This is a genomic window from Bifidobacterium catenulatum PV20-2, from assembly GCF_000800455.1.
GTDB classification, from domain to species: domain Bacteria; phylum Actinomycetota; class Actinomycetes; order Actinomycetales; family Bifidobacteriaceae; genus Bifidobacterium; species Bifidobacterium kashiwanohense_A.
In genome coordinates this window covers 2,243,910-2,268,877 of sequence record NZ_CP007456.1, presented here as the reverse complement: position 1 = coordinate 2,268,877, position 24,968 = coordinate 2,243,910, and the positions used below count along the sequence as shown (strand labels likewise).

16 protein-coding genes and 2 rRNA genes are annotated in these 24,968 nt (G+C 55.1%); 11 read left to right on the top strand and 7 right to left on the bottom strand.

All coding sequences use genetic code 11. The annotated features are described in order from the left end of the window. The first annotated feature begins 263 nt into the window (after nt 1-263). Both AH68_RS09665 and rrf read left to right on the top strand, forming a co-directional pair. A 23S ribosomal RNA gene (locus tag AH68_RS09665) occupies nt 264-3,344 on the top strand. A 203-nt stretch (nt 3,345-3,547) separates the two neighbouring features. After that, nucleotides 3,548-3,665, top strand: a 5S ribosomal RNA gene (gene rrf / locus AH68_RS09660). A gap of 263 nt (nt 3,666-3,928) precedes the next feature. On the opposite strand, the gene AH68_RS11365 is transcribed toward rrf, so the two are convergent. Then, complete coding sequence (locus tag AH68_RS11365) at nt 3,929-4,300, bottom strand: hypothetical protein (protein ID WP_039199515.1); 372 nt, start codon at nt 4,298-4,300, stop codon at nt 3,929-3,931. 54 nt (nt 4,301-4,354) lie between these two features. Then, nucleotides 4,355-7,261, bottom strand: coding sequence for a glycoside hydrolase family 3 protein (locus tag AH68_RS09650; protein ID WP_039199514.1), 2,907 nt, complete (start codon nt 7,259-7,261; stop codon nt 4,355-4,357). Nucleotides 7,262-7,471: 210 nt separating this feature from the next. Here AH68_RS09650 and AH68_RS09645 point away from each other — a divergent pair, with 210 nt between their 5' ends. Further along, nucleotides 7,472-8,146, top strand: coding sequence for a LytR/AlgR family response regulator transcription factor (locus AH68_RS09645; RefSeq protein ID WP_236682415.1), 675 nt, complete (start codon nt 7,472-7,474; stop codon nt 8,144-8,146). Between the two features lie 323 nt (nt 8,147-8,469). Beyond that, nucleotides 8,470-9,588 carry a GHKL domain-containing protein gene (locus AH68_RS09640; RefSeq protein WP_236682414.1) on the top strand — a complete coding sequence of 373 codons (1,119 nt, stop codon included), beginning with the start codon at nt 8,470-8,472 and terminating at the stop codon, nt 9,586-9,588. Nucleotides 9,589-9,939: 351 nt separating this feature from the next. Here AH68_RS09640 and AH68_RS09635 read toward each other — a convergent pair whose 3' ends face one another. Beyond that, nucleotides 9,940-10,155 (bottom strand): hypothetical protein, encoded by a 216-nt coding sequence (locus AH68_RS09635; RefSeq protein ID WP_144245737.1) that lies wholly within the window; start codon nt 10,153-10,155, stop codon nt 9,940-9,942. Between the two features lie 554 nt (nt 10,156-10,709). Here AH68_RS09635 and AH68_RS09630 point away from each other — a divergent pair. The 4 genes from AH68_RS09630 (at nt 10,710) to AH68_RS10805 (ending at nt 14,542) form a co-directional block, all read left to right on the top strand. Further along, nucleotides 10,710-11,636, top strand: a complete 927-nt coding sequence (locus AH68_RS09630; RefSeq protein WP_236682413.1) for an AraC family transcriptional regulator — start codon at nt 10,710-10,712, stop codon at nt 11,634-11,636. A gap of 153 nt (nt 11,637-11,789) precedes the next feature. Further along, nucleotides 11,790-13,052 carry an MFS transporter gene (locus AH68_RS09625; protein WP_039199512.1) on the top strand — a complete coding sequence of 421 codons (1,263 nt, stop codon included), beginning with the start codon at nt 11,790-11,792 and terminating at the stop codon, nt 13,050-13,052. Between the two features lie 19 nt (nt 13,053-13,071). Next, nucleotides 13,072-14,073, top strand: coding sequence for an alpha/beta hydrolase (locus AH68_RS09620; RefSeq protein ID WP_039199510.1), 1,002 nt, complete (start codon nt 13,072-13,074; stop codon nt 14,071-14,073). A 319-nt stretch (nt 14,074-14,392) separates the two neighbouring features. Then, complete coding sequence (locus AH68_RS10805) at nt 14,393-14,542, top strand: hypothetical protein (protein WP_158333002.1); 150 nt, start codon at nt 14,393-14,395, stop codon at nt 14,540-14,542. A 644-nt stretch (nt 14,543-15,186) separates the two neighbouring features. On the opposite strand, the gene dcm is transcribed toward AH68_RS10805, so the two are convergent. Next, nucleotides 15,187-16,470: a DNA cytosine methyltransferase gene (gene dcm / locus AH68_RS09615; protein WP_039199508.1), complete on the bottom strand. Its 1,284-nt coding sequence runs from the start codon at nt 16,468-16,470 to the stop codon at nt 15,187-15,189. A gap of 46 nt (nt 16,471-16,516) precedes the next feature. Between dcm and AH68_RS09610 the strand changes: the two genes are divergently transcribed. Beyond that, nucleotides 16,517-17,311 (top strand): Eco47II family restriction endonuclease, encoded by a 795-nt coding sequence (locus tag AH68_RS09610; RefSeq protein ID WP_201772594.1) that lies wholly within the window; start codon nt 16,517-16,519, stop codon nt 17,309-17,311. A gap of 210 nt (nt 17,312-17,521) precedes the next feature. Here the strand turns inward: AH68_RS09610 and dcd are convergent, their stop codons facing one another. From dcd to AH68_RS09590, 3 genes are all read right to left on the bottom strand, one after another. Then, nucleotides 17,522-18,103: a dCTP deaminase gene (gene dcd, locus AH68_RS09605; protein WP_004223871.1), complete on the bottom strand. Its 582-nt coding sequence runs from the start codon at nt 18,101-18,103 to the stop codon at nt 17,522-17,524. Between the two features lie 246 nt (nt 18,104-18,349). Beyond that, nucleotides 18,350-19,153, bottom strand: a complete 804-nt coding sequence (locus AH68_RS09600; protein ID WP_081995928.1) for an alpha/beta hydrolase — start codon at nt 19,151-19,153, stop codon at nt 18,350-18,352. Nucleotides 19,154-19,779: 626 nt separating this feature from the next. Further along, nucleotides 19,780-21,852, bottom strand: a complete 2,073-nt coding sequence (locus AH68_RS09590; protein ID WP_039199503.1) for a cation:proton antiporter — start codon at nt 21,850-21,852, stop codon at nt 19,780-19,782. A gap of 107 nt (nt 21,853-21,959) precedes the next feature. Between AH68_RS09590 and AH68_RS09585 the strand changes: the two genes are divergently transcribed. Beyond that, the gene (locus AH68_RS09585; protein WP_039200080.1) at nt 21,960-22,409 is read left to right on the top strand and encodes a nucleoside deaminase; all 450 of its coding nucleotides are present in this window, start codon (nt 21,960-21,962) and stop codon (nt 22,407-22,409) included. Between the two features lie 235 nt (nt 22,410-22,644). Continuing rightward, nucleotides 22,645-24,957, top strand: a complete 2,313-nt coding sequence (locus AH68_RS09580; RefSeq protein ID WP_039199501.1) for an alpha-galactosidase — start codon at nt 22,645-22,647, stop codon at nt 24,955-24,957. The last annotated feature ends 11 nt before the right edge of the window (nt 24,958-24,968 follow it).

The window sequence follows — 24,968 nt, the reverse complement described above, 5'->3', positions numbered from 1 at the left end:
TCGCGTGCGGTTTTCCGGATGCCCCTGGCGGGACGCCGTGGGTCTGTGGGCCGCGGGCCGGGTCTTGTCGGGGCGCGTGGTGGTTTGAGAACTGGATAGTGGACGCGAGCAATGCAGGATTGTTGTCCTGCTTGCTTTATCGCGATTTCGCCAGGCTCTTTTTTTGGAGTCTGGTTTCGAGATCGATCGTTTTGTGATCATTTTTTACAGTGTGATGATCTGTCGTCTGGCGTAGAAAAGCTATTATCAGGTTTTTCGGGGCGTGTGCCGCCCTGAAGGGCGTATGGTGGATGCCTTGGCAGACAGTACCGATGAAGGACGTTTGAGGATGCGATAAGCCTCGGGGAGCCTCCAACATGGCTTCGATCCGAGGATTTCCGAATGGGGCAACCCGCCGGCCGTCATGGGCCGGCACGGAACCTTGTTGTTCCGGGGGTACGCAGGGAAGTGAAACATCTCAGTACCTGCAGGAAGGGATACTCCGTGAGTAGTGGCGAGCGAAAGCGGATCAGACCAAACCATGGGCGCGTGATACCCGTCGGGGGTTGCGTCCGTGGTGTTGTGGGAGCGTGTGTCCCGGTTCCGACGGACCGGGCGGGAGTCATAAAACGGCTTGCCAGGGGAACAGGCTTGAAGGCCTGGCCGCAGAGGGTGCCAGCCCCGTACCTGGAAGCTTGCCGTCTTCCGATCATGCGTCCCAAGTAGCGCGGGCCTCGTGGAATCCCGTGTGAATCGGCCCCGACCGTGGGGTAAGTCTAAGCATACCTGTCTGACCGATAGCGTACCAGTACCGTGAGGGAAAGGTGAAAAGCACCCCGGGAGGGGAGTGAAAGAGTTCCTGAAACCGTGCGCCTACAATCCGTCGGAGCCTCCCTGGTGGGGTGACGGCGTGCCTATCGAAAAATGAGTCTGCGAGTCAGTGGTGCGTGGCGAGGCTAACCCGTCGTGGGGGAGCCGTAGCGAAGGCGAGTCTCAAAAGGCGTTTTGAGTCGCGTGCCCTGGACCCGAAGCGGGATGATCTAGCCCTGGGCAGGTTGAAGCGCGGGTAAGACCGCGTGGAGGACCGAACCCACCTGGGTTGAAAACCGGGGGGATGACCTGGGGCTAGGGGTGAAAGGCCAATCAAATTCCGTGATAGCTGGTTCTCTCCGAAATGCATTTAGGTGCAGCGTCGGTTGATTGCATCGCGGGGGTAGAGCTACTGGATGCTTGCGGGCCCGTGTGGGGTACCAATAGCAGCCAAACTCCGAATACCGTGGATGTGTATTCCGGCAGTGAGTCGGCGGGGGATAAGCTCCGTCGTCGAGAGGGAGACAGCCCAGATCGTCGTCTAAGGTCCCGAAGCGTGTGCTAAGTGGGAAAGGATGTGGAGTCGCATAGACAGCCAGGAGGTTGGCTCAGAAGCAGCCATCCTTGAAAGAGTGCGTAACAGCTCACTGGTCTAGTGGTTCCGCGCCGACAATGTAGCGGGGCTCAAGCACACCACCGAAGACGCGGCAACGGTCTTTTCGACCGTTGGGTAGGAGAGCGTCCCCCGAGGGGCGAAGCGGCGGCGCAAGCCGGCCGTGGACTTCGGGGGAGCGAGAATGCAGACATGAGTAGCGAGAGACGGGTGAGGATCCCGTCCGCTGGATGACCAAGGGTTCCGGGGCCACGTTCGTCGTCCCCGGGTGAGTCGGGTCCTAAGGCGAGGCCGACAGGCGTAGTCGAATGGATGAACGGGTGGATATTCCCGTACCGGCAGCGAACCGTCCGAACTGAACGGATGAGTACTAACCTCCGGTCGCGTGGCGTCGTTCCCTTCGGGGTTCGGGGCTCGCGGCTGTTGGGAGCGTAGTCCTGGTAGGTTAGCGCACAGGGGTGACACGGAATGGGAGCCGGCCGCGGAGGTGGTTTTCCGTGGTCAAGCACGCAGCCCGTCCCATAGGCAAATCCGTGGGACATGCAGGGTGAGGTGCGATGATGGGCGTCCTTTCGGACGCGATATCCGGTGGTCCAGGCCGTCGAGAAAAGCCTCGGCGCGAGGGGCGTTGCCGCCCGTACCCCAAACCGACACTGGTGGTCAGGTAGAGAATACCAAGGCGATCGAGCGAATCCTGGTCAAGGAACTCGGCAAATCACTCCCGTGCCTTCGGTATAAGGGAGACCCCCGGACGTGAAGAGGCTTGCCCTCGGAGCGTTTGGGGGTGGCACAGACCAGGGGGTAGCGACTGTTTACCAAAAACACAGGTGCATGCGAAGGCGCAAGCCGCTGTATATGCACTGACGCCTGCCCGGTGCCGGAAGGTTAAGAGGATCCGTCAGCCTTTGTGGTGAAGCGGTGAATTCAAGCCCCGGTAAACGGCGGTGGTAACTATAACCATCCTAAGGTAGCGAAATTCCTTGTCGGGTAAGTTCCGACCTGCACGAATGGCGTAACGACTTCCCCACTGTCTCGACCAGGAGCTCGGCGAAATTGCAGTACGAGTAAAGATGCTCGTTAAGCGCAGAAGGACGAAAAGACCCCGGGACCTTTACTATACCTTGGTATTGGCGTTAGGCGCGGATTGTGTAGCATAGGCGGGAGGCTTCGAAGCGCGGGCGCCAGCCCGTGTGGAGCCGCAAGGTGAAATACCGCTCTGTTCTCGTTTGACGTCTCACCTCGAACAGTGATCCTGTTCAGGGACAGTGCCTGGCGGGTAGTTTAACTGGGGCGGTTGCCTCCCAAAGAGTAACGGAGGCGCTCAAAGGTCCGCTCAGCCCGGTTGGCAATCGGGTTTCGAGTGTAATCGCACAAGCGGGCTTGACTGCGAGAACGACGGTTCGGGCAGGGACGAAAGTCGGAGATAGTGATCCGGTGCCGGCGCACGGGCGCGGCATCGCTCAACGGATAAAAGGTACCCCGGGGATAACAGGCTGATCATTCCCAAGAGTCCATATCGACGGGATGGTTTGGCACCTCGATGTCGGCTCGTCGCATCCTGGGGCTGGAGCAGGTCCCAAGGGTTCGGCTGTTCGCCGATTAAAGCGGCACGCGAGCTGGGTTCAGAACGTCGTGAGACAGTTTGGTCTCTATCCTCTGCGCTCGTTGGAATCCTGAGGAGGCCTGCCCATAGTACGAGAGGACCTGGGTGGACGGACCTCTGGTATGCCGGTTGTCGCGCCAGCGGCATGGCCGGTTGGCTACGTTCGGGAGGGATAACCGCTGAAAGCATCTAAGCGGGAAGCCTGCTCCAAGATTAGGATTCCTTGACGCTTTTCGGAGCGTCTGTAGCCCGCATGTGGAACACGTGTTCGATAGGCCGGAGGTGGAAGCCCTGCGAGGGGTGGAGCCGACCGGTACTAACGGGCGAACGCGGCACACTTTCCAACCCTTGTGGGTTGGGTCTCGTCCTGTGGTGGTTTTTCTCGTTGGATGGCAGGGAACGCTGTTTCTTGTGGTCACAATGATGATGTTGGTAAGGCGTTTTGTTCGCGTCCGTTGTCCGGTTCCCGGACCGCCACGATCGGAATCGTGGTTGGTTCCGTTTGCCGGCCGATCCTTGTGGTTGGCCGTTGTGTTTGGTTTTGCGGTGGTCATGGCCCAGGTGAGACGCCCGGTCCCTTTCCGAACCCGGAAGCTAAGGCCTGGTCGCGGCGATGGTACTGCACTCGAGAGGGTGTGGGAGAGTAGCACGCCGCCGCATTCACTTGTTGGGGGTTCCCGTCGAGCGTAACGCTCCGGGAACCCCCTTTGTTTTTGTCTTGTCTGTTGTTGTCGTGCCGGCCTCCCGGCCGGAGTCCTAGCCTTTTCAGATTTTCAATCAGCCTATCTGGTTCCCAAAGTTTTCTACTTCGTGCCGTTGCCTAAATGAAAGTGCAACCCACTAGATTGGAGATTGTCTAGAAAACCAGTCGATGGAATCAATGACGAGTCCAACAAAACGTCACCAGCCCCCGACATGCAGATTTATTTGACGAAAGACATATCTTCGGCAGTCTCGCCTAGTTCGAGCGCGACCTGCTCCGCGAATGCACGCGCGCCGGGCTCGATGCCGCACGTGCGCGCGGACGGAAGGGTGGGCGTCCTGCCAAGCTCGATGAGAAGCAGGTCAAAGAAGTGCGTCGTCTGTACGAATCCAGGACGGTGACGGTGGACCAGATCGCCGCGATGATGCACGTGGGACGATCCACCATCTACCGGTGTCTGGAAAGATGAGTCCTTTTCATTGCCTTTGGCATTGCTCGGGTGAAACGCAAGCGTATGACTGAGTCGGGCTGTACGAGTGGCGAGATATGTGAGTATAAAAGAAGCGTGGATGGCCGTTAGGGGCAGAGCCATCCACGCTTCTTGTTTTGGTTATGATCGGGAGTTCTTCCTATCTTTTATTGGCAATCATTGGGATGATGCCACGGTTACTGTTGCGGTTGCCATCTGGCGACGGCGAATGATCTGCATTACCGAGAAGACAATCGTGGCGACCGAGCTGATGGCGACCAGAGCGTCAAGCGCGTATACGCCCCAGCGCCACAATGGCGTCACCTTGACGATCTTAGAGTTTGCGGACAGGCCGTTCATTGCGTTCGAATGGGAGATCGCATAGCTGCTGTTGTGGGCCGCACGCTGCATGTTGGAGATCACGCCGTCGGTCATGTCGGCCTTGTCCAGCTTCCATAGCGACGCGTCGGTGTTGAGCCACAAGTCGGTTCCAGCCTCGAGGCCTTCGCGCATATCCTCATAAGCGAACACAGAGTAGGATGCCTGGTCGGTCACGACGAATCCGTTGAATCCCCATTCTCCGCGCAGCGTGTTGGTCATCAGGCCCTTATGTCCGCCGGTCCAACGGGTGCCGATCCGATTCATCGAGGCCATCATGGCGGTTGCTCCACCATCGCGTACGCTCATTTCGAACGGTTTGAGGTACAGCTGCCGGACGGTCTGCTCGTTGGCGAGAATCGCGCCGCCCATACGGTTGGTCTCCTGGTCGTTTAATGCGAAGTGCTTCACCGTGGGGACTACGCCCTTCGATCTGGCTCCGGAGACGACCTTCGCGCACATCGCGCCCGAAAGGAAGGAATCCTCAGAGAAGTATTCGAATGCACGGCCGCCGTACGGATTGCGGTGGATGTTGCAGGCCGGTCCGTACCAGACCGCCACCTTCAACGCGATGCTGTCCTCGCCGATCGCCTTGCCGAATGCCTCAGCAAGATTGGTGTTCCAAGTGGAGGCGATCACAAGCTCACCCGGATAACCCATGCCGCTTTCGCCGCCGACCAGAGTGGAGCTGATGCCTGCCGGACCATCCTTGTCGGTGGTGGCCGGAAGCTGTGTGGAGTTCACGGACTTTGTGGCGTAGCCGCCGATACGGACCAGCTCGTCGAGCTCCTTGACGCTCATCTGCTGAATCAGCGCGGCCCAGGTCTCGTTGTCATAGTCGGTATCCATGAGCATGGACGCGTTGAGCTTGCCGAAGGAGGAATCCTCCTTGCCGGTGGTGGGGGCCTGTTCCGGTTCAGTCTGCTTGGTGTCTACGGCCAGCGCGTCGACGAACTCCTGGGTAGCGGTCCACTTGCCATCCTTGTAGGTGGCTGGCCATGTGCCGTTCCAGTCGGAGCGAGACAGGTACTTGAACGAGCCGTCATAGGTAGCGAGGTCGACATCCTGGAACTGGTTGCTGATCTTCTTGCCGGTCTCCGCGCTCTTGGCGTATGTCTTGTCATCCTGTGTGCGGATGGTGTCCTTGGAGGCGAGCGATGCGTTTCCCCTGCTGGTCATGCCGTCCGACGTGGTTTTGCCTTTGACTGCGAGGATGTTGTTCAATGCGTCGTGCGCGTCGGTTCCGACGGCGAAATAGTAGTCGCCCGCGTCCACGATATAGGTGCCTTCGCCCTTGGCGTCATAGGTCTTGAGGGACTCTTTGTCGACATGGATGGTCACGGTCTCGGACTCGCCTGCCTTGAGGAGTTTGGTCTTGGCGAAGCCGACCAGTTCGTTGGAGACCTTCTCGATGCCGTTCCTCCTGTCGTAGTCGGTGTACGGGGACTGCATGTACAGCTGGACTACGTCCTTGCCGTCGGTCTTGCCGGTGTTGGTGACCTTCACGGACATGTCGTAACCGTCGGCGGTCTTCTTCATCGCATAGTTGGACCATTCGAAATCGGTGTAGGACAGGCCGTAGCCGAACGGATATTCGACCTGCTCGGCGTAATTGTAGTTTGCCTTGTCTTCGTTGCCGAGCACGACGTCCTCGTAACGGGTCTCGTAATAACGGTATCCGACGTAGATGCCTTCAGAGTATGCCATGTACGAGGTGGAGAACGGCTGAGAGCTGTTCACAATCGTGTAGGATCCGAAGTTAGCGGAGGACGGGGCCGATTTTAGATCGTAAGCGTACGTGTCGGTCAGGTGGCCAGATGGGTTCACGGTTCCGTTGAGAGCCTCCGCGACGCCGGTGGCTCCGGTCTGACCAAGCGAGCCGATCCACAGAACCGCGTCGACGGAGTCCTCCTCGAGATCCTTGAGTTCCATCGGATTCTGCGTGTTGAGTAGGACCACGACCTTATCGAAGTTGCCTGAGGCCATCTTCAGCATTGCACGTTCATTGTCGTCGAGCTGCAGATACGTGTAGCCGGATGCCAGTTTGCCGGTCGGCAGATCTTGGCTTTCGGAGCCTGAACGGCCTATGATGACGACGGCCGCGTCATCGTATTCGGAGAATGATTTCTTTACATCGTCGGTGTATTTGGATACGGGAACCTCATTGACCGCGAATTCGCCCTTGCCGTACGCGTCGGTGGATGTCTTACGGTAGTCCTTGCCGGCGCCCTTGGTGTAGAAATCGGTCAGAGTCGGATTCACGTCGAATCCGGCGTCCTTGAACGCGCTCAGCAATGATTTGGCCTTGGACGTGTCGATGGAACCGGCGCCGCCGCCGCCATAGACCGGGTCAACGCTGTCCTGACCGAACACGGAGATCTTCGCGTTCTTAGACAGTGGCAATGCTGAATCGTTGTTCTTGAGTAGCGTCACACCCTCGCGCAGGATGTCGGTACCCATCTTGCCTAACGCCTTCTGACGTTCCTCATCGGATGCGTAACCGGACTTGAAATGCTCGGTGGTCTCATTATCGGCGGACACTACCTTGGATGTCTTCTGATTGAAATACACGGAAATCAAATCCGAGTATTTCGAGGCATACACATTACCGATAATCGTTGCGACGCTGACGACTATGGCAATCAGTATGATCGCTGCTGATGCGATATACGGCAGTGGTTTGCGCGCCTTGCCCTTGCGTGACATGATATTTCTCCTTACTTCGCTGTATGGAGTTCCACCATTGGAACCATGCGGTATTTTCACGATAAAACCGCCGATGCCTTCGCTTCGGAGATTGTCGCAAACGACTCTCCGGCTGTCGTGAACGACAGGCCGTGTTGTCTAGAATCAAAACAGGAACCGGCTGATGGAGGTACGGATTTGAGAATCGTCATTGTCGACGACGAGGAGGAGATGCACGATACCCTGTGCGGCTACTGTCAAAAATATGCCCGCGCTTACGGGATGGACTTCGATATCGAATGTCATGCCACCGGAGATGAACTGCTCGCCTCGTACATCAGAGGTCGGGTCGACATGGTGTTCCTTGATATCGAGATGCCCGGCACGGATGGACTGGAGACCGCGCGGCGCATACGATCCATCGATGGACGTGTGACGATCGTATTCGTGACGAACATGGCCCAGTATGCGATCAACGGATACGAGGTCGCCGCTTCGGACTACATCGTCAAACCATTGACCTACTTCGATTTCGAGGTGAAATTCACCAAAGCGCTTCGTCTGATCAAAGGGCATGCTGAGACAGTATTGTCTATAAATACCGTGGACGGGATACGCTCGTTCGCCATCGGTGATGTCCATTATGTAGAGGTCCTCGACCATTACTTGCTGTTTCATACAGTCAACGGCGTTTACAAAGCGCGCGGCAGCATCAACGATCAAACGAAAAAGATGCGGTCTTATGGGTTCTCCCGTATTCACAAAAGCTATCTAGTCAATCTAAGGAGCATTGAGCTACTCGGCGCATCCAGGCTGGATTGCGACGGAGAGACGTTGCCCATCGGACGCGCGTATAAGACGACGTTCATGCAGGAGTACCTACGTTTCCTGGGAAGTGTGGAATGATGGATGGCAATGACTGGCCTGAAGTGTGTAACTGGTTCAATTCTTTCAGATTCGTTTTCACTGTACTCATCGCGACATGGATCTTCACCCGGGGATCCGCTCCCAAAAGAGGACGATACAGTCTACGTGTCGCATTGGTCGTCGCGGCGGGCATCATTCTTGCGGTCTCGAATCCTCTGTATGTTGGAACGGATAATCCGCTCCCTTGGCTGAGCGTTTCAAATTTCGTGCGTGTCTGGATTGCCGTGACATTCCTGCTTGCCTTGCTTTCGATCAAGTTCCTCAGGCGAACGTCGTGGACCAACGCATTATCCAGATGGGCGATGGGACTGTGCATTGAAAGGTTCATCACCTCGTTCATCCATAACTGGCTGTTCCTGATTATCGTCAAGGATTTCAAGACGGAGCATCCGCTGTCATACATCGCCATCAGCCTATTCATCTACGGACTGTTCCTTATGGTGTCGGCGCATTGGCTTGCCCCGTTGTTTGCGCGCGATTTGACTTCTTTGAAGAACGATGGAGGCGAGGAAAGCCGAACTCTGTGCATGCTGTACATATTGGGTGTCGTCGCGCTGTATCTGGTCACCAACGCTTCCATGGGAATCAGCGAGCAGTATGTTGATTTGCTCCGGAAGCTTATCGGGGGCGATGCCGAAGGTAGAACGTTGCTCGACTATATCCTGTACTTCAGCACGGGCATGGCTGGCCTGGTCGCATTTCTGATCTTCCTGTTCCAATACGCGATCTACCACACCACGGAGCTCCGGCATGAAAGCACTCTGTTACAAGTGCTCTCCGAACAGAAAAGCCGCCAATTCGATACGATTTCCGCGAATATCGACTATATCAACCGCAAGTCGCATGATCTCAAACACCAGATAGACGCGCTGGAATACGCGGAGGGCTCCCGCCGCGGCGCGTTGGTCCGGGAGGTACGGAACGCGTTGAATCTGTACGACTCGACGGCGAACACCGGCAACGACGCGCTGGATACTCTGATCACGGAACGGAACTTCTTCTGCAGTCGCAACGGCATCCGCATGACATGCTCGCTGGCGGGATGCGACTGGGACGCTATCGACGTGGTGGATCTGTACACAGTCCTCGGTAACGCGCTCGACAACGCCTGTGACTACGTGATGCGATTCGACAATCCGGACAAGCGGGTGATCTCAGTGAGCGCCCGCCAGAAGGGGAATCTGATTGTACTGTCGATAGACAACTATTTCGAGGGAACTCTGGATATGGCGGACGGACTACCAAAGACTACAAAGCCGGACGTCTTCTCTCATGGCCTGGGACTGAAAAGCATCAGAAACATTGCACACAGGTATGGGGGAGACCTCCTCGTCATGGCGAAGCCGCCGATATTCACGTTGCAGATTTCCTTGTTTACCGACGTTGTCAGGGAAAGAACGGACAAGCCTAAGGTATCCTAATTCGTTCAGGAGGTGCGAGAAGACCGTCACCGTGTCGCTGGTGGCTGCTCTCGTGAGAGATAGGCAGGTAGATTGCTGGTGATCTCACACGTCCAGCTTTTAAAGCTGGGCCATCAGCTGGGATCATCCTTGTTTCGACCTATAAGCACAAAACGTACTTACTGGTTCAGTACTTGCCGGAGGCAAAAAGTATCGTCCGACAAAGGTTTGACGGGACAGACCAAAGATACAGCGATTGTACACTTCTAGGATGGTGACGGTGGGCTTAATCTCCGCGATAATGGATATCAGACAATCCAACATCTGCCGATTCCTACAGTTTTTTGTGCTATTTGTTACCATTTCGGTGGGTCAGTAGATGGGCTGGGTCTTCTTCTCATTGAGTTGCGGTAGGCCGTTCACGATGTCGACGGTTTTCACGCTCACGTGGATGACCTTCTCCACCAGGTCGACGATGTAGCGCGGGTCGGGCGAGTATTCGTTCGGATTGTTGACGATGTCGATCTTCTTGTCCGTTGTGGTCTGATGATGACCGATCAGCCAGCCGATTGCAGTCTTGCCATTCACCACATAGTCGTATGCGCGTGGGGAGATGCTTGTGTTTCTGCAAGCTGACGTTCACAGTACAAGGTGGTGACGTTTTCTTGGACTCCTTGATCAGGAGGAGAACCCATTATGGCGAAAGTGCAGCATGGAGCAGCGAGGCAGAGCCATGGATCTGTACGTCAAATACGAGCGCTGCGCCGCCGTGGAACATCATCTCGAACATGGCAGGCGTCTGAAACGTACCATGCGAGCGCTCGGCTATCCGAAAAGCCGCGAGCTGCTCACCGCGTGGATCGACGAGCTCGCCCCGGGCAAACGCAAACCGAGACGCGGCTCCGTGCCCGAGGAACTGAGACGCGAGGCAGTGGTCGCGGTCGCGTCCGGACGGTTGAAATCACGCGAGGCGGCCGCCGAGCTGAGGGTCGACCCATCGGTCGTGAGAAACTGGGAACGGCAGATGCTCGCCGGATCCAAGAAGCCGTCCGTGATACAGGCACCTAGAAGGAAGCGCCTGACGGCAGGGGAGGAAAAGCCGGCGCGGGATCCGTCACGCCGGATGCCATTACAATGGCTGCATGTTCACTTCAGCGGCATCAGCGCGCATGTTCTATATCGACAGGCACATCAATTACGATATGGCCATCGGGGCAGATCATCACGAATCATGGGGAGGCAGTCGGCTATATCCCGCAATCGTTCGTATGCACACCGAAATGCCGGCTCAAGATGTTCCACTTCATTGGCATCTCGGCATAGAAGTAGTCTACGTGCGCCATGGCGAAGTGACCCTGTTCATAGATGGCATCGAAACGACGTTGCATGACGGGTCGATAGGGCTGATTAGTCCGAAATCTCTGCATTCGATTCATCCGCATCTGGGCAGTGAAGGGCAGAATGTTCTGTCTATATCATTCGATGGAGAGTATCTGTCGCGTATGTGCCCAAGCCTGTCTGGAATTCGCCTCAATCAAGGCGTTGTCTACGGCTTTAACGGTCTGGCTGATGGAGAGATGTTAGGGTTGTGCGAGCGAATTGCCCTATGTGTGAGCGATGACGACGCGGATCTTCAAATCATCGAACTGAACGCGCTGCTATACAGTCTATTGATGCATATCTGCACCCACTGCAAAGCCGATAGCCATTCAGCAGATAATCCTTTGCCAAAGGATATATCGGGAGTGCGTAACATCACTGAATATATGGAACATCATTACACCGAGAAAATGTCAATTGGCGACATCTCCACGCATTTCGGATACTGTCGCGAGTACTTCTCGCGTATGTTCAAAAGCGGCACCGGAGTGACGCCTGATCGTTATCTGACGGAAATCCGCTTGCAATCGGCGCTTGACGATCTGATGAACGGTTCAGATACCATTGCGGACATCGCAGATCGTAACGGCTTTGCCAACGTGAAATCTTTCACCAAGGCGTTCAGCGACCGTTTCTCTGCCACTCCAGCAGCATTCCGTAGAAGGCATCGTCCAGGACAAGTCGAATAGGAAGATCCTGGTCACAAAATGACTTTTCTGCGTCAATAAACGCCCCAATAGGTCATTTAGTGCTTACATATGCTTGGAGCTGTCTTCGCTGGCAAACCTTCAGCATGGAGCTGAAATCCGGTTTCGTGAAGACGACAAGCAAAGGAGCATGACATGACTGAAACAACCACATCGAATGTGCAGAGGGTCGACCGTGATCCGCTGTCAGGACTGCCTCAATCCGGGTCAAAGAAAGTGATGTTGAAAGGCGCTATCCTTTCTCTCGCGCTGCTGTTGCAAAGCATTTCCGTGACAGCAGCCGTGGTCTCAAGCCTCAAGCAGGATTTCCCGAACGCTTCGGCCATGGAGCTGCAGTGCTTCGTGACAGTGCCCGTGCTGGGTAATATCGTTGCCACGCTTATAGGCGGACGATTCGCCACCAGAATCGGCAAGAAGAACCTATGCGTCATCGGCACGCTGCTCTGCTTTGTCGGCGGCTTCTTCCCGATGTTCATCCCGCTTCTTGACGGGCAGACTGCGCTGCGCGTGCTCGCCGGGTTTGGTTTAGGCCTGATTCAGCCGTTGTCCGCATCCCTGATCGTTGACTGCTTCAAGGGCAAGGAAGCAGATACGCTAATGGGCTTCCAGTCATCTGCCGTTGGCTTGGGTGCAACCATCATCTCTTCCACCATCGCAGGCATCATGTCTTTCGACTGGCATTATTTCTACTACGTGTATTTCTTCGCTCTGCTCGTCACTGTGATAGTTCTGCTCTTCATCCCGAACGCAGTGAATGATCTCGGCCGCGAAGATGCAACGACCTCCGAAGACAAGCTGAAGCGCAGGAAGACGCCCATCTCCGCGTACTTCGGAATGCTGCTGCAGATTATCTTCGCTACCGGCTATGGCTTCTACACAATCAACCTTTCTCTTGCGGCGGAGGAGACCGGCACTATCACTGCGGTTCAGGCAGCCACCGTTATTACCATCATTTCCATCTCTTCTCTGCTCGGCGGCCTCGTCTTCGGCTTGGTCAAGAGCTTCGTGGGCATGCGGATCGGTGTAATCGCAGTCGCGATGCAGGGTGCAGCGCTGCTGATTTGGGGCAACACCACCTCGCTGGCAGCATGGAACATCGCCGGCGTACTGCTCGGCGTCGGATTCTGCTGGTTCATGCCGTATGTCAACATCCTCGTCAATGAGCACACCGACCCGTCGATTTCCGCCCAGACCACTTCCTATGCCTTCTTCGGCAACTCCGTCGGATCGTTTATTCCTCCGTACGCATTCGCGTTGCTTGGTGCCGTCACTGGTATCACCAGCCCTTGGAAGTCGCTGAACATGGGTGCAGGATTCATGGCCGTGGTTATCGTCCTGATAGTCATTTTCATGGTCAACGACAAGAAGAAGACCGCCGCCAAGTCCGTCACGGCCTGAGAGAAGCGAGGAGCAACCAATGAGCAACATCGATATTGAAGACATGGTCGCACCGGCTTCGTCCGAACCACTCAAGCCGATTCCGACACCTGTCGATAAGGTTGCCGAATTCCCTCATTCCGACGAAGTACCGGATGGATGCGTCGTCGTGGATGGTTTCGAAGACACGTTCTTCTTCTCCACCTATGTCACCAAGGAAAAGTATGTGACGCGGGAGACCAAGGGTGGGCCGCTTGATTTGAATCTTGACATCTATACGCCGTTCCATGACGACCCGAACATGCCAGACGCCAATCACGAGAACGGGTGGCCGGTAATCGTCTTCATGCGTGGAGCGGGCTTTTTCAAACCGACCCCCAGCAGTTTCAACAGTTTGTACATCAGACTCGCTGAAAAGGGATACGCCGTAGTTGTGCCCGAATATCGTCCAAGTACGGTTGCCCCGTTCCCGGCGCAGACGCAGGACTGTAAGACTGCAATCCGTTATGTTCGTCAGAATGCGGAACGTCTTGGATTCGACCCGGAGCGTATTGCGCTGTTCGGAGATTCGGCAGGCGGCCACACTGTGCTGATGTCCGGATTCACTGGCGACGAGGATCCGGATACGGCAGATTACGCTGAAACCAGCTCGAAGGTCTCCTGCATCGTGGACTGGTACGGTCCTACCGATTTTGTGAAGATGAACTACTACCCAAGCTCGCAGGATCATAACCCCGCACAGTGCCCAGAAGGCATGGAGATAGGAGGCGTGAGAGTCCTGGATAATCCGGACAGGAGCCGTGAGGCCTCGCCTCTGACCTACCTGTCTACCGACCATCCGACACCGCCGACGCTGATCATGCATGGTGGACGAGATTTGCTTGTGCCGTTCAATCAGAGTTGCCGTCTGTATGCCACGATGAAAGCGCTCAATAAGGACGTCACCTTCTATAAGCTCGATAACGCGAGCCATGCCGCCTACGGATTCCGTGGAGACAAAGCCATCGGACTTGTGCTCGACTGGCTGAATGAAAGGCTGTAGACTGTGGACTCTCCTTCTGCAATTGGTGTGCATGGTCGAGGACGGCGACCTGTGCATCCCGTCCGTCCTTGAACACTATTGAGCACTCTGACATTGGCCGGATGTTAACCCTGCCTATGGTGGCTGAATTGTATGTCTGCGGATGGCCATTCGTGGACATGCCACCGTTTCTAGCATCCATGCATGGCTTTTCCCGTGTTTCGCGCACGGACGTATTCCCTAAGCGTTGCCGGGAGGCATGGGCTTTCGTTCGGGGAAAGTCTGCGGAACGACGGGATTCCAATCATGTGATGCTGGACGTCAGGAAAGGCGCGGAGGCGTGCCCGCAGGGGAGGGATCGATTCCGTATTTCGAACCCAACGCGTTTACCGGCGCCATCGTTGGGCGTCCGGTAACCACATTGCTCGGCATGAAAAGGATGCCGAGCAATGTGGTGATCCTGGAATCTCCAGCCGCCGATATGGGATAAAGCAGCGAGGAGTTATTCCCGTTCCGAACTTCGAAATACACGCTCCGTTTTCCGACAATCGGCTTTCCACACATGCTGATCTACAGGATGTGCAGGCACGTGGTATTCAGCCTCTCCTCGAATTCCATGCTTGAAATCTTCAACGTGTATCGCGCGTACAGAGACGGAAAGGCTTCGATTCGCCGACATGCGAGCCATGAAGAAAGAACCAGGATCGTATCGAATCCGGACACCGTCCAAGTGAGTCGCATGAATTAGTAAAGACTTAGCGCTGATTTGAGGCGCCTATCGAACGGGGAGAAGACACTGTTTATCGACCGCCTGCGCCCGAAGTATTCACTTAAATCGACGATATGCATGCCCGGCATCGCGTCGAGCATGCATATCGTCAAGTTGTTGTAACCCGGTCGAGGTGATGACGTTTTCTAGGGCTCTCTGAGTCTCAACAAATTCAAGAAAACATTAGCATGTTGCCACGTGCAGAACAATTTCGCATAATACATGAGAGACGCATAGAAATGCTGGAGTATATTCATCCCTAAGGCTGCACTCTAATTAATAATATCCAAATACCCGCGCATAGTTTATATTGTATTATGCCTCATCAAGTATAAATCGGGCATAGATACTATGCACAGTCCTGTTTAAAAAGCAGCTAGTGAGTCATGTTTGAGTGTTTCTGTTGTCATGTTGTCAACGTCGATGGGAGCAACCTCTGTGAATGATTCTCTATCATTATTGCTAAGCATGGCAATGATAGCTTTCCCAGCATGGAATGAAAGATTGCATGGAACTGCATTGCCGATTTGGCGATATTGAGAGGCAATGGAACCTACGAATTTCCATTCATCAGGGAAGCTCTGGATTCGAGCATACTCTCGGACAGTTAGAGGTCGTGTCTCTTCAGGATGACAGCGTTCCGTTTGCTTTTGCGCGGGTGCGCATGTCAGAGTCAAGGAAGGTTCGTTCCAAGCGAGACGTCTTGCCATACCTGTTTTCCCTCCGGGAAGATTGTAAGATCCCTTCAGATATGATTTCTGTATATCCTCAGGAAGGTCTCTCCAGTAACCGCCAGGCGGTACTAGACTGAGCACTTTCTTTTTTGCGGGAGAATATTCCATTCCCTCCGATTTTGGACAATCGCCAATCGCATCCCAAAGGGTGAGAATGTCGCTGGTTTCTTTCGGATAAAGAATCGGTATATCAAGATCCTTACGCACGCCTATAAGCACGAGTCTTTCTCGTTTTTGAGCGACATCAAGAAACTGGGCATGCAGAATTTTAATGGCAACCTTATAACCGATGCCATCAAGAGCACGCAGCATTGTCATTATTGTTCTGCCGTGATCATGGGTGAGTAAACCTCGAACATTTTCCATCATGAGTACTTTGGGCTGCACTTGCTTCACGGCGCGTGCAAACTCAAAGAACAAGGTTCCTCGAGTGTCTTCAAAGCCTCGAGATAGACCTGCGTAGGAAAAGGCTTGGCAAGGCACGCCGCCTTGAAGTAAGTCTACTTTCCCTGCGTATTCTGCGAAATCAACTTCATGAATGTCACCTTCAACAACATTCCAGGAAGGCATATTAAGCCGCAAGGTGGCACACGCATTTTTATCAAATTCGTTAAGCATGATGTGTTGGAAACCGGCATTATGCATTCCGAGCGCAGTTCCGCCGGCACCGGCGAATAGTTCTAGGCTTACGTAATTCGTCGGTGAGGATTTAAGCACTTTGAATCGAGGTTTCTCGGCTTTGGACGTAGTATTTTCGTGTTTACGTTGCACACGGCGAATTTCTTCAAGATCGAACAAGCGGTTGTTGTTCTTGTCTCGAGTGCATCGTAAAAGCCCAAGTTTTGACCATCGCCGAATGGTGTCAGCGGACACGTCTAAAAGATGGCTTGCCTTTGTTACTGTTACTTGCTCCATTCTTTCATGATATATGGTAACCCTTACTTATGTAAGGGTTACCATATTGAAAGAAAAAAATTTTGTTTCACAGAAGTTTCGTAAGTACTGTATTGCTAAACTGTCGATTAGTCTTTCAAACGGAGGAAAGATTGGAGTGGCAATGGGACACGATTACGGCTTAGACTGGATTGACCAAGATGCGCTATATGAGAAGACGAAGCATGTCTTTGAATCAGCGATTAATAAAAAGAAAGAGAAGAAAAGTAATCCTCCGGACCCCTTTACTTTGGTGGCACAATCAATTATTTCTGAGAGCACTCTTGAAAATGTTCTTCATTTTGAAGTCGAAAGGAAAATCAACAAGACGCTTTCCAACAGTGTTGGTTTATGGCACCAACATATATTGAGTCTTGCGCCCGGCTGGGTGGATCTTGGCTCTAATGGCGGCGGCATTGACCTCAAAATGGAACCAGGATTCACTGATTCGCGCTTCGGAAAGCCTTTAGTCGCAGAAGTAAAGAATCGCTTTAACACAATTAAGGCTTCTGATGAGAAGGAAGTATGGGATACCTTGGATCTTGCAGCGAAGACCCATGGAGCTATAGCCTATATTTTCCAGATTGTCCCCAAGACTTCTGAGCGATATGACCGACCTTGGAAGGTGTCGGGCAGGCCTGAGAAAGAAAATATTCGTTGCTGTGATGGTGCTACGGCATATGACATAGTTTTTCAACGTGATAATGCGCTTCATGACCTATACGAAGTTTTCCCGCTTATCATGGATGATATTCTTGATGGTGGAATCAGCGTAAGTAATGATCTTGCTGAACGAATTTATTCTGAAAGTATCCCAAAATAGATTCGCAGTAATAAGTCGGATTAATGTCTGCGGACCCTTACCTGAATATCATTCGATATTGCTGATATTGCAACGGGAAATCTCAATAGAAGATTGCAAAAAAGATTGGCTATCATGCGATATGTGATAGCCAATCTTTTTTGCAATCTTGGGGAATATCAATCGCCATATATCGGCAATATATTGCGATAATCCAAGAATATTTGATGATTAGTCGGTGATGTCGGCTTTGTAGAAGTTCACGTAGGAACGGCTTGGCGTCGGACCGCGTTGGCCCTGATAATGCGATCCGGTGCCTTGCGAACCGTACGGATGTTCGGCGGGAGAGCTGAGCTGGAAAAAGCACATCTGGCCGATCTTCATGCCAGGCCACAACTTCACCGGCAATGTCGACACATTCGACAATTCCAACGTGATATGTCCCTCGAAACCAGGGTCGATGAAGCCTGCGGTGGAATGCGTGAGAATACCCAAACGACCCAGCGAGCTCTTGCCCTCCAGACGGGCGGCAATCGTCGGATCAAGCTTCACATACTCCCACGTGGAACCCAATGCGAACTCACCCGGATGCAGAATCCATGGTTCGCCTGGAGCCACCTCGAACTGCTCAGTCAGCTCGCCCTGATTCTCAGCCGGATCGACATACGTGTACGCATGATTGTTGAACAGGCGGAAGAAACGGTCCAAACGCACGTCAATGGAAGCGGGCTGCACCATTTCCGGGGTCCACGGATCGAGTGAAATATGACCTTCGGCCTGCGCGGCGAGAATGTCGCGATCGGACAGCAGCATCGAAACTCCTTATTGCCAGGCACGCGAATGTGCCGGTATGGCGCTCGCCAACATTCGAACGTTCGCATGGTTGAGCGTGCGAATGCTGGCAATTGCGAAATGATTATTAGCTGGCTCTAGTCTAACGCGGTATCGCTATATCGTGGCTTATATCGGGCTGTAACGATTGCCGTGTGCTTGGTGCGCAAAAATCCGTTGCATCGGATTTTCTGCAGGTTTTTCTATGGGATTCTTCCGCAGGGTTTCTTACAGGATTCCCGGTGCGATATCGTGTGTTGCAAGCCAGTCGCGCAAATCGCTGAACTCGTTGAGACTGACCGCATGATCGAGTCCACGGTAGCTTTTCGACGTGAGGAACGTATGTTCGTCCAACCAGGCGGCGGTTGCGAAAAGCTCCGGCATCGGAATCACGGTATCGTTCTTGCCATAACCGTAGAACACAGGAATATTCAATTCCGCGACATGACTGTCGGCCGGCGTGCTACCGGCGACGATTCCCGGCGCAAGGAAGCCGGAAAGCGAGATTGACGCGGCGTACCGTTCTGGATGAACACGCAGCAGATGAATCGCCAGCAAACCACCCTGCGAAAAACCGATCGGCACCACAGCGCGATCTTCGGGAACATAGTGCGCAACCCAATCGTCAATGGCTTGAGCGGCAGCATAAGCGTCGCGATCCAGATCTTCGCCGGACGGTACGCAATCATGGAACCACGAATACGCGCCCTGACCGAAACCGAATTCACCGGAGCCAGCCTCCTGCAGCGCGAGCGGCGCGCGTAACGACGCGAAATCGTTGTAAGGGGCCACATAACGCATCATGTCGGCCAGATCGGCCTCATTGGAGCCCCAGCCGTGCAGACAGAGGAACAGCGGTCGTCGTGGAGCCGCATTGCCGTCCCCACGCGAATACTGCACGTGCGTGACCTGCAGCGGCTCGCCGAACCGCCCCGGAACCGCCTGCGATTCGCGTCCGATCAGACCGGTCGGGGTGTTTGGGTTGCTGGAGTCGTGGGAATCGCTGGTCTCGTGCTCGCGTATTTCACTCATGCCTCCAATATACCCGTTCCAGCGGGGCGATCCTCCCAGTCACTGGAAGGATTGGGACGCTGAGTGGCTTGTAAGCGGGGTGATTGTTCCAGTGAGTTGCGGTTTCTGGACTTTGAGTGCGCTGCCAGCGGGCGGATTCTCTTACTGACTGGAGGAATCTGGACTCTGGATGGCTTGTAAGCGGGATGATTGTGCCAGTGGGTGGAGGTTTTGGGACGTTGGGCGGCTTGCTGGCGGGCAGATGCTCCCACTGACTGGAGGAATCCACCCGTTGAAGGCAAAAAGAAACCCCGGTGGAGAGAAGACCACCGGGGAGAGAAAGGAGAGAGAAGAAGAAAGGGTTCAATTGTCGGGAACTGCTGGGGTTCCTGGTCGGCTCTTTTGCTGACATCTCCTATATAAGCAGACGATGCTGAGTACATGTCTGGTGTTTTCTGGGAAATTTCTGAGAATTTCAATTCCCCCCGTGTTTTAGATTGTGGAACGGCCTCCAGTTTGCCGCCTTCCACGCCGTGTTCCGTTCCCGCAGTTATCTCGTCCTCCACGCTTCCAAGTTCGTCCGCAAACAAACTCATGGCGAATCACCGGCTCACGTCAGCTTGCTGATCCCATCAGATCAGCGGATGCTAGATCTGCGCGTCGGCGTCCACGCTCATCACATACACGTTGCGTCGCAGCTGCTTAGATTGTGCACGCGTAATGTCGCCCGCCTCGTACATGTCTTGGATCACACCCAGCTCGATACCGTAGCTTTCACGCTTCACATCTTCCGCCTGCGCCTGCGCCTCCGCGCTCGTGCCCATATTCGGGCGCGACTTCAGCGTAGCTTCGCCTCGTCGGTAATCCAACAGCAGTGCCGAACAATGTTCCGTATTGTACGTGTCGCGGCCCATCTCCTCATAAAGGCGGTCGATCACATGTTCGATGGCATCCACCTGCACCACGCGGGTGTGCGCGAACAGCTCGTCGTCGCTGAACAGCGGGGTAGTGCGGCGAATGCGGCTGTTTACACGCTTCAACATGGTGCCCGTACGCCTCTGCAGCGCCCTGAAGCGGCCTTTGACTCGCCAGATGGTGCGTCCGGAATTATGTTCCGTTTCAATATGACGCAGCGAGCTCATGATCTGGTCAAGCAGGCGCTCGCATGCTTCGATTTCCAGATCGTGCGCTGCCTTGTCGTCGTTCGGCGTCGCTTTGACTTTCGCCAGTCGCGCCTTGACGTATTCCTTCTCCCAGTTGAGCGCGTCGATCTGCAGTTGCATATACCCTTGCGGATCGATTTCTCCGATGCGCTGCTTCAGTCTTGTGATACGTTTCGTATACGAGTCGATGATCATCAGCACCGCACGACGATTGTCGGGGGTGACTCGTCCCGTCAGTTCCTCCACGGTCCGTCGCAACACTTCGATGGTGATTTCGGTCATTTCCACGGAAGTGTCTTTATTGCGATTCGGCGCCAGCAGTGGCAGCAGGAAGTTGGCGAGCAGCAAGGTTACGACGATCACGCCACCTGCGATGAAGATCAGTTCGTCACGCATGGGGAACCACGCGCCTCCCGTAATGGTGTACGGGATCGTGAACATCAACGACAGAGTGATGGTGCCTTTCGGCCCGCCGAACGTCATGACCGCGGCCGAACGCCAACGTTGCTTCGTCATCTTACGTCGCTTGCCGGTGACGGTATCTCGCGCGAGACGTAGCATCAATGAAATCCACAGGAATCGCATGACGATCACCACTGCGGAAACCGCAAGAATCGCAGCCAGCAGCAGCCAATTGCTGACCTGAGGATCATCCCAGCTTGTACTCATCGCATTCGGTAGCAGCATGCCAAGCAGAATGAACACCGTGCCGTTGAGCGTGAACGAGAATACCCCCCATACGCTTGATGAAACAATGTTGGTGCGCGCAACATTCGGGCCGATGCCAGTGCGGTCGAAACGGATGATCAAACCGGCCGTCACTACCGAAAGAATGCCGGAAACATGCGCCGCTTCCGCGCCCAAATACAGAATGAACGGCAGGAACAATTCCATCAAAATACGGCTTGTGGTTGTCTCCCAGCCGAAGGATCGGAGCGTTTCGAATAGCATGTCGGCAACCATGCCTACCACGAGGCCGAAAATAGCGCCGCCGAAGAACGAGAACACGAACTGTGCGGCCGAATCGCCCACTTCGAATACGCCGCTGATAGCCGCCGCGATCGCAAACTGGAAGCCGACAATGCCGGACGCGTCGTTGAACAGGGATTCGCCCTTGAGCACGCTGGTTTGCCGTTGCGTAAGAGCGGCTTCCTTGCCGAGCGAAGATACGGCGACCGCGTCGGTCGGTCCGAGCGCGGCACCGAGCGCCAAAGCCGCGGCAAGGGGAATTGCGGGCCATGCTGCATGCAGTGCGAAACCAACGGCAACCATCGTAGCGATCGCTAGTCCAATCGCCAATGAAAGTGACAGTTTAACGGATTTCAACAGCTCGCTTTTGTCGATCTCATGCGCTTCCAAATACAGCAGTGGCGCAATGAACAGCACCATGAACAGTTCCGGGTCGAGCGTGACGTTCGGGAAAAACGGCAATTGCGATGCCAACGCACCCAACGCGATCTGTACAAGAGGCGTGGAAACCTTGGGAATGAAACGGCTGATAAAGGAAGACAGCACAACCGCGGCGATAATACATAAAATCAATTCGAATACCGCCAACGTGCCTCCTTTGCGCGCATTTTCCTAACTCTTCCAGCCTACCAAGAGGTATTTATGGGCGTGTTTCGTCTTTTGCCTTACGCGAGTGGAATCGTATAGTGGCGGATATGCAGTGGAGTGACGACATGGGACTCGCGATCGAGTTGGCTCGCGAGGCCGCCGCGGAGGGTGAGGTGCCGGTCGGCGCCGTCGTGCTTGACGCTGGGGGAGCGGTGATTGGTCGGGGGCGCAATCTGCGCGAGGCGCATGTCGATCCGTTGGCGCACGCCGAGGTCAAGGCCATGACTCAGGCCGCTCGGTCGCTTGGTACGTGGAATCTTGCCGACTGCACGTTGATTGTTACCTTGGAGCCGTGCCCGATGTGTGCCGGCGCGTGCCTGCAAACGCATGTCGGACGAATCGTGTTCGGCGCGTGGGATGCCAAATTAGGTGCATGCGGTTCGATTTGGGACATTCCGCGTGACCCTCACGTCGGTCATGTTCCGGAAGTCGTTGGTGGTGTGCGCGAAATGGAATGCGCGCGATTGATGACTGATTTTTTCGCTGGAAAACGATAATTGCGGTTTTACAGTCGCAAAAAGCGTAAGAAATATTGAAATACCAAGTAAATCTCGGTAAAGATGATTGTGATTTCAACAGTAATGTTTACGTAATGGTATTTCTTGCGATTCCGTGGACGCAAGAAATACTTTCCGAAAGAAAGAAACACGCTCGGCGACGTCAACAAATGAAGCTTGTCATACCATCTAAGATGACAGTACAAGACAATCGCAATATGTAAAGGATGCTGCAATGACGCTCATTCAAACCTTCCATGGCAACGCTACCAACGGTACCGAACTCACTGCGGTCTACGCCGAACAGCCAGCCGCAAACGTGGCGTTCGCACTCGTATTCCCCGGCAATGATCTGCCACGACTCGTGCATTGGGGCCGCCCGCTCGTAGCCCCGGCAACCGTGATCGACATGTTCGACGCGCAAATGCCACAGCGCGTTTCCGGCGCGCTCGACTACACCTCATGGCCGAGCGTGCTGCCCACGCAATCCGAATCCTGGATCGGCGCAACCCGCTTTGATGTGCGTCGCGACGGCGTGGAACTGTTCTGCAAGTTCACAGTCACCAATATCACCGCCGAAACCGTGGCAGCTGGCAAAACCTACGTCATGGGCGAAAAAGACGGATACCCGAGTTGGAGCGTGGCCGACGAACCCAAGCAGACCCCGACCGTCACCGTCACCGCCGAAGATGCGGAACAGCATGTGAAACTCATCTGGACCTGCGAACTCGACGAAACCGGGCTTATTCGCCAGAACGCCGAAGTCGTGAACGCCGGCGAAGGCCAGCTCGAAGTCGGCAAGATCGAACTCGCATTCACCGTGCCGGCCGACGCCAACGAAATCCTCACCACCACCGGCCATCATCTGCGCGAACGCTCCCCGCAGCGCCAGGACTTCACCCTCGGCCGCTTCGCCAAAGCATCCATGGCCGGACGTCCAGACTTCGATGCCACCCTACTGCTCAGCGTCGGCGAAAAAGGCTTCGGCTTCACGCACGGCAACGTCTACTCCGCACACGTGGCATGGAGCGGTAACAGCGTGCTTTCCGCGGAACGTCTGCCCTACACCAGTGGCGTGATCGGCGGCGGCGAAGTGCTGTTCGGCGGCGAAATCAACCTCGCCAATTCAGAGTCCTACACCACCCCATGGCTCATCGGCTCCTACGGCGAAGGCCTCAACGAAGTCGCAGCCCGCTTCCACAGCTACATTCGCCATGTGCACCGCGACTGGCTCGCTGAACATAACATCGCACCCAAGCCGCGCCCAGTCATTCTCAACACGTGGGAAGCCGTCTACTTCAACCATGATTACGATACCCTCACCGCACTCGCCGACAAGGCCGTGGAAAGTGGCGTGGAACGTTTCGTGGTAGACGACGGCTGGTTCGGCTCCCGCCGCGACGACACCTCCGGCCTCGGCGACTGGCAGATCTCGCAAGACGTATGGCCCGACGGCGAAAAGTCACTCAAGGCGCTCGCCGACTATGTGCATGGCAAGGGACTCGAATTCGGCCTGTGGTTCGAACCGGAAATGGTCAACCCAGATTCCGACCTGTTCCGCGCGCATCCCGACTGGGTGCTGAAGCCCACCGAAGGCCGTCTGCCCATGCAAGGACGTACCCAGCAGGTCGTGGATCTGACCAATCCGGATGCCTGCGACTACATTTACGGCGCAATGGACAAGCTCGTTGGTGAACTCGGCATCGACTACATCAAGTGGGATCACAACAAGCTCGTCACCGAAGCCGTCTCCCCGCGCACCGGACGTCCGGCAGTGCACCAGCAGACGCTCGCCGTATATCGCATTTTCACCAATCTGAAGGCCGCACATCCGGGACTTGAAATCGAAAGCTGCTCTTCCGGCGGCGGCCGCGTGGACCTCGGCATTCTCGAAGTAGCCGACCGCATTTGGGGATCCGACTGCGTTGATCCAGTGGAACGCGCCGACATCCAGCGCTACACCTCGCTGCTCGTACCACCGGAAATGATCGGCGAACACGTGGGCGCATCACCGGCACACTCCACGCACCGCGCAACCACACAGGAACTGCGCATGGCCATGGCCTTCTTCGGACACATGGGCATCGAATGGAACCTGCTCAAGGAATCGCAGGAAGACATCGACACACTCGCCGAATGGGTCGCCGAATTCAAAAAGCATCGCGAATGGTTCGCAGTCGACACAGTCGTGCATTCCGACGCCGCCGATCCGGCAGTGCGCCTGGACGGTGTGGTCATGCCCAACAAGGCAGCCGCCATCTACCGTTTCACCCAGCTCACCACCTCGCAGACCTACCCGGCCGCGCCGGTACGCCTGCCCGGCCTCGACCCAGACAAGGTGTATGAGGTGTCTCCGCTCGACGTGAGCCTCGACCTCGCCAAGCAAGACATCGCCAACGGACAGAGCCCGCTCGGCTGGTGGAAGGTCGAAGGTGTGAAGATGACCGGCCGCGCGCTCGCCACGTACGGCATCCGCCCGCCGGCACTGCACCCGGCACAAGCAGTCCTTTTCAAGGCCGTGCTTGCGCCCGTCGAGAGCGCTGAATAGGCCGTAATCGC